Here is a 5,864-nt window from a genome sequence, read left to right on the forward strand (position 1 = left end):
GATCTCAACAGTCTCTTTTGTCTGTTAAAACGGATAGACACAGCAATTCAAGTTGACGACCAAACCAGCAACGCGATCCATAAGAATGTGTGGCCTCAGAGCTACGAAAACTTGCGTTATAATAACACTAATATTAGAGGCTACATTGGGTCTAAACTTCAAGAATATCACCAGATCATCGCTGAATTGGCATCGATGGAGGGCGACAATATGGCAGCAAGACTTCCCCCGCTCTACAAACCGGACCGTTCCGGATCCAAACGCGCCCAGAGCGTATGAAAGAAATACTCGAAGCGTTAAAAAAATCAGAAGAAACGGACTGAGAAACAACAAGAAAGCGCCTAACACCTGCGTTAGAAACTTGTCTTAAACGCTTTCTCTGCTTAACTTGCCTTTATATGCTTGTTGAATTATTTTGTTTGGTAGCAGTTAGCAAAAATGGAACTGTACTTCATTAATTAAAAGGTGAACTGTTTATAGTAAAGAGAGCGTTATTATTTCAGGTTTGTTCGCAGATAATGAACACATGAGTCATTATCTGCGAGTAAAACAATGAATCCATTAGACTACACATTCTATACTTTAAACGCGAAACACTACTTACTGGAACCAGAACAAAAGATAGCGGTGAGACAAAACCAAAGCCGTCCGAGCTTTTCTGGGATAGTTTTCTTAGTGGGATTCCTAGTCGGTCAGGTTATCCACCTTTATTAATCACCTCCCGTGGAATTATAAGAAGACAACTTTAAGTTAAGTTGCCATATTCAGAGGTATTCGTTGTATCTAATGAACATAATTTTGAGGTTGACATGGTAGCTTCTCAGTTGTTATCTACGAGTCATCTGCAGCGTTTAAAGCAACTCGAGAAACATTTTTCTCGCAATGAAGCTTATGATGTTGATATTGTCTCACTTGCTGAAATTCTGGCCTGTTCAGAAAGGTACGTGAGTAAGCTAATGGCTTCTTTTGAAAGCTTTGGGCTTATCCATTGGGCTTCGGGTCAGGGCCGTGGTCATCGCTCAAAATTGACGCTATTAAAAAGTTTTGAGACCTCACTGCTGACTCAGTTAGAGCGCATGGCTCGCTCTGGCAGAATAGATCAGGCATTTCGACTAGCTACTCAATTTGGCGAAGTTCGTCTATTTCAAGCTCACTTACCTCTCTGGTTAGGGGACGCACAGCAGGAATTAAAAAAACAGAATACTTTGATGTATTTAGTCCCTTATATGCTGCCTGAATGGCACCCTCATTTGGCACAGTCCGCTCGTTCTATTTTATTGGTCGAAAGCGTCTTCGATACCTTAGTTCGATATAACCCTATTCAGAATGACATCGTGCCTCATATCGCTCACCAGTTTCATTACAGTGACAAGCAAATCCGTCTCCGCATCCGTAATGACATAATGATGCACAATAGAGAAGCGCTGACACCGGAACTTGTAAAAAAAAATATAGAAATGCGCCTTAGTACGCCACATCCATATCAAATTCTATTTCGTCATGTAGAGGGTATTGACATAGATAAGCAGTGGGTCATTTTCTCTATGCGTCAATCTGACCCAGTTTTCCTGCATTTGTTAGCTGACTCACACAGTGCAATTTTTGATTATCAGGCTTCAAAACCAATTGGGTGTGGGGTATATCGAGTCGAAAGTTTGGAAAAACAATATTGGAGTTTAGTTCGCAATAACCACTATTTTGGTTTTGGTGGCCATATTGAACGAGTAGAATTTTGGTGTAGTGATGCCCAACCTCAAGCGCCTATGCACGTGGCAGAACTGCTCTATTGCGAATCCCAACCTACTCAGCCACAAAAAATCGATCGCAGCGGATGTACTGTTTTACAGTTTCATCATCATGTCGGTGCATTATCCGCTCAAGAAAGAGCCTGGATTGTTCATCATAGTCGACGTTTTACGCTTGGTAGCCAAAAAAGAGCGGCGAATAGCGTGATGGATTGCCATCAAGATAAGGGATTTCACTTGTTCAAGCACGACATGAAACTGCCGACTCGTCCGGTGGTAATTGAAGTGATAGACAGTCATATGAGCGAGTTACAGCCTTTGCTCGATGAGTTATCTCAAAAAGGGGTTGTTTGGCAGGTATGTATTCAAGGACAGTCTCAAGACATTGCTATTGATATCTCCTATGACTGTTACGTTTTTGGTGACGACCTGACATTTCAATATTACGAATGGCTCCTTTGCAGTAATGTGTTTAGTCTCTGCTTGCCTGAACGTGGAAAACAAAGCCTATTGACATTTATTGATATGTTTATGCAGGAAAGTAACAACAGTCAAGAGTTTTTGCACAAACTGTATCGAGCGGAGGATTGGCTTATCCAGAACTATTATTATTGCCCTCTATGGCGCAATCATTTCACCGTGACTCGAGCGGACAACTTGTATGGCACAGAAACGAACAATATGGGCGTAATGTCTCTGGTCAATATGTGGTTGGAGTAATCGCTGGTATGGTAGTGTATCTGTAGCGATATGATTTGCAGTGTTTAACGGATAATTAAGGATAAAAATGGACTTTCACCTTTGGCTCGGCTTTGTCGCGGCATCGCTCATTCTTACCGCGACACCAGGGCCTAGCATATTTTTAGGTATTGCACATGCTCTCAGATATGGGCACAAACGCGTGCTATATACCGCCCTTGGGGACATCTCAGCTAACTTTATTCAAATGGTGTTAGTCGCCTTGGGTTTAGGTGTCATCCTTGCCAATTCGGTAGTGGCATTTACTGTCATCAAAGTCTTTGGTGTGATCACCTTGGTTTACATGGGGCTAAAAATACTCCTCGCTAAACCAGCACAAGTTGAGCACTTAAACCTCAACAACTCAGATTTACAGGCCTCAAACAAAAAGTTGTTTTACTCTGGCTTTTTAGTCGCGGCTGGCAATCCCAAAGCCATCCTATTCTTCTCGGCTTTTTTCCCGCAATTCATCAACCCCGACTTACCCGTATTCCCTCAACTCTTAGTGATGTGCCCAACCATGGCGTTGCTTGATTTCAGTTTAGTGATGTTTTATGCGTTTTCGGCCAGACGGATTGTTGATGCGAGCCGACTATCTCTTACCGCTGTGACCAGAGGAAGTGGTGCTTTACTGCTGGGAGCCGCAGGTATTCTAGCAGTTAAAGAACCCACTTAATCTCGACTGAGAACCGCGACCAAGATTGAACATACTGTGCCCAGCACAACCAATACACCTATTTAGCAACTCTCGGAGTAAGACACCTATGATCACTTTTTACGAACTGTGTGGGGACGATGGCTTAAAATTCAGTCCTTATTGTTGGCGTACGAAAATGTGCTTGATACACAAAAATATAGCGTTTGATACCACTGAGCTTTCTTTTGTCGACATTCAGGCTCAGTTTAAGGCGCAGTTTTCTACACTCCCCGCCATCAAAGATGGTGAAACGGTGCTCTCTGATTCGTTTAACATCGCTGATTATCTTGAGGCCCACTACCCTGAATCACCTTCATTATTTGGCGGTGAAAAAGGGCGTTTAATGGCACTTTTTTTCCATGAGTGGACAGCATCATTACATTCGGACATCGCCAAAATTGCCATCTTCGACATTTACTGCAAGCTTAAAGATCGCGATAAAGATTACTTTCGTTCCTCTAGAGAGAAACACTTTCAGGACAGCTTAGAAAATGTACAAAGCAACAACCAAGAGTTAGCAAAGGCCGACTTACTCAAAAAAATGAGAGTACTGGAATCTTATTTAGCTAAGACACGATACTTATCGGGCGATGCGCCCATGTATTCAGACTATATCGTCTATGGGACGTTGAAGTGGCTGCTGTCTACGAGTAACGCTTTCACAGGGGAAATGCTGACTAGCCATGTTTTGAATTGGTATGACAGCCTAGATAGGATTGGCACTGGAATTTAAACATGCTTTAAGACAACGATGGAAATGTGAACGCAACGCATAGTTTGCGTTTAAATTTATCGGATGTTACATATTGATTTGTTACAGTTTATTTCCGTATGTTGCTGTCAATATGCAATGTACAGAATAAATTTTCATTTCAAAAAAGTGCCACAGGATATCGTATTATGATAACTAAAGTTGTTCCTCTGATGTTGTTAGTTTCGTGTTCAAGCTTTGCATCAAGTGAGATTGTTGATAATTTTTCTCATATAGGATTTGGTTATAAAGGAGCTAGTTTTAAGTCGGGAGCGTTAAAACCTTACCTTAACGATAAGTATGACAATACAGAGAATAAGACGATGGGAGGGTTATACTTAGATGTCAGTGCTCAAGTTTTTGACTACGTATTCGTTGAAGGAAGAGCAGACTTTCTCACTCGATTTAGTTCGGAGGTAGATAGTTGGCAAGCTGGCGGAGGACTCATTGGGCGTTTGGGAGGGGCAATGGCAAGCTCTTTATCCTGTGGAGCAGTAAACTATCGTGCTGATAGTGATTACAGTTCACCATATTCCGAGCGTGGAACATACTGTCAAGCGATGGTTAGAAAACAAATAGCTAATCATTGGTTGATGGGAGTTTCCTATCAGCATGATTTCTTAGATCTAGCAAGAGATGAGTTTAAGTGGAATAACGTCTTTCAATTCGGCTCAGTGTTTGGCTTAGTTGCAAATTTAGAATATGCAGAGCGTGATGAGGCGGAAGTGAGCTATGAGCTTGGGTTGCAGTTCTCATTTTAACTTGCGAGGGTATATATTTTTAGAAGCTTCATTTTATTATTAATATATTATTTTGTTTTTCATAAGAGGCTAGACTTAGCCACCACTTGAAAGTCATCTCTGTATAAAATGGTGCCGACGTCTGAATGATGTAATGTCGCCACCTTTGTATCATATTCTTCTAATATATATTTTAGCTCATACATGAGTGATATATGTTTGACGCTTGAGTCTAAAAACCAAGAGATAGCATTGTCTGGCCATGACTTTGAGTGGAACGGTGGACATGGTAGTGATTCATTAAGTTGAGTGAAGATTTCTTTAATATGCACCTGATGGTACTCGTAAAGGATCAATCCGTCGACAAGCATCATTTGTGCTTGGGTAATGATACCATGAGTATGCTGGAGTCGCTTTTCCTCCTCCATACTGGCAATAAATCTTATAAACATTGGATTCCTTTATTACTATTTATTCATCTAGTTTAAGATTTTATCATTGATAATTTATCGTTGGACGATTTGAGAGTTAGCACAGAGTGTAAATAAATTTCATTCTATTAGTCAATTATAGAGGAGATGCACATGGAAACCATTATCCACGAAGCCATAAATCTTAGAGAGGCCGGAAATTATCATGCGTCTCGGCTTTTGCTGCGTACGCTATTGGATGACAGTCAATATGCAGCCAAAGCAAATTTATACATGGCTTGGTCTTATGATAATGAAGGCAAAGAGAAGCAAGCGCTTATACATTATCATCTTGCATTGGAAGGGGATCTTTCCATAACTGAACGTTTTGATGCTCTGTTTGGGTTGGCGAGTACTTATCGCAGTTTGGGTAAATACACTGAAGCGTTAGAGTATTTTGAGCGAACCATGGCTGAATACCCTGATTCACTGGAAGTACAGCCGTTCTATGCCATGTGTTTGTACAACTTAGAACGACACAAAGAAGCAACGGCGTTACTAATTAAGTTATTGTTATCAACCACTGAGAGTAAGAAAATCAAAAGTTACCAGCGAGCCATTCTGCTTTATGCAAAAGACCTTGATAGAACTTGGAAAAAACGAATGCAATGCATTACAAATCAATAGGTTAATTAAAATAAAATGTATATAAAAACAGTGGTAATTGACGTTTTATCTCCATAAATAACGCTGTTTTACAATGAATGCCGCCATTTTTGCCGC

Annotated in this window: 6 protein-coding genes and 1 pseudogene; 6 read left to right on the top strand and 1 reads right to left on the bottom strand. The window is 40.9% G+C overall.

The window, feature by feature from the left end:
- From AB4653_RS13055 to AB4653_RS13075, 5 genes and pseudogenes are all read left to right on the top strand, one after another.
- Window positions 1-279, top strand: a pseudogene (locus tag AB4653_RS13055) (hypothetical protein); the annotation flags it as partial.
- A gap of 530 nt (window positions 280-809) precedes the next feature.
- Window positions 810-2,465, top strand: coding sequence for an SgrR family transcriptional regulator (locus AB4653_RS13060; protein ID WP_017082569.1), 1,656 nt, complete (start codon window positions 810-812; stop codon window positions 2,463-2,465).
- A 67-nt stretch (window positions 2,466-2,532) separates the two neighbouring features.
- Window positions 2,533-3,159: a LysE family translocator gene (locus tag AB4653_RS13065; protein WP_017082570.1), complete on the top strand. Its 627-nt coding sequence runs from the start codon at window positions 2,533-2,535 to the stop codon at window positions 3,157-3,159.
- 88 nt (window positions 3,160-3,247) lie between these two features.
- Window positions 3,248-3,913, top strand: coding sequence for a glutathione S-transferase N-terminal domain-containing protein (locus tag AB4653_RS13070; RefSeq protein ID WP_102258048.1), 666 nt, complete (start codon window positions 3,248-3,250; stop codon window positions 3,911-3,913).
- A 167-nt stretch (window positions 3,914-4,080) separates the two neighbouring features.
- Window positions 4,081-4,692: a hypothetical protein gene (locus AB4653_RS13075; RefSeq protein WP_017082572.1), complete on the top strand. Its 612-nt coding sequence runs from the start codon at window positions 4,081-4,083 to the stop codon at window positions 4,690-4,692.
- Between the two features lie 59 nt (window positions 4,693-4,751).
- On the opposite strand, the gene AB4653_RS13080 is transcribed toward AB4653_RS13075, so the two are convergent.
- Window positions 4,752-5,123, bottom strand: a complete 372-nt coding sequence (locus tag AB4653_RS13080) for a hypothetical protein (RefSeq protein WP_102258049.1) — start codon at window positions 5,121-5,123, stop codon at window positions 4,752-4,754.
- Window positions 5,124-5,255: 132 nt separating this feature from the next.
- Here AB4653_RS13080 and AB4653_RS13085 point away from each other — a divergent pair, with 132 nt between their 5' ends.
- On the top strand, window positions 5,256-5,768 hold the full coding sequence (locus AB4653_RS13085; protein ID WP_102258050.1) for a tetratricopeptide repeat protein: 513 nt from the start codon (window positions 5,256-5,258) through the stop codon (window positions 5,766-5,768).
- Window positions 5,769-5,864 lie beyond the last annotated feature (96 nt).

The sequence above is a fragment of the Vibrio sp. 10N.222.48.A3 genome (assembly GCF_041475345.1).
Classification (GTDB): Bacteria; Pseudomonadota; Gammaproteobacteria; order Enterobacterales; family Vibrionaceae; genus Vibrio; species Vibrio tasmaniensis_A.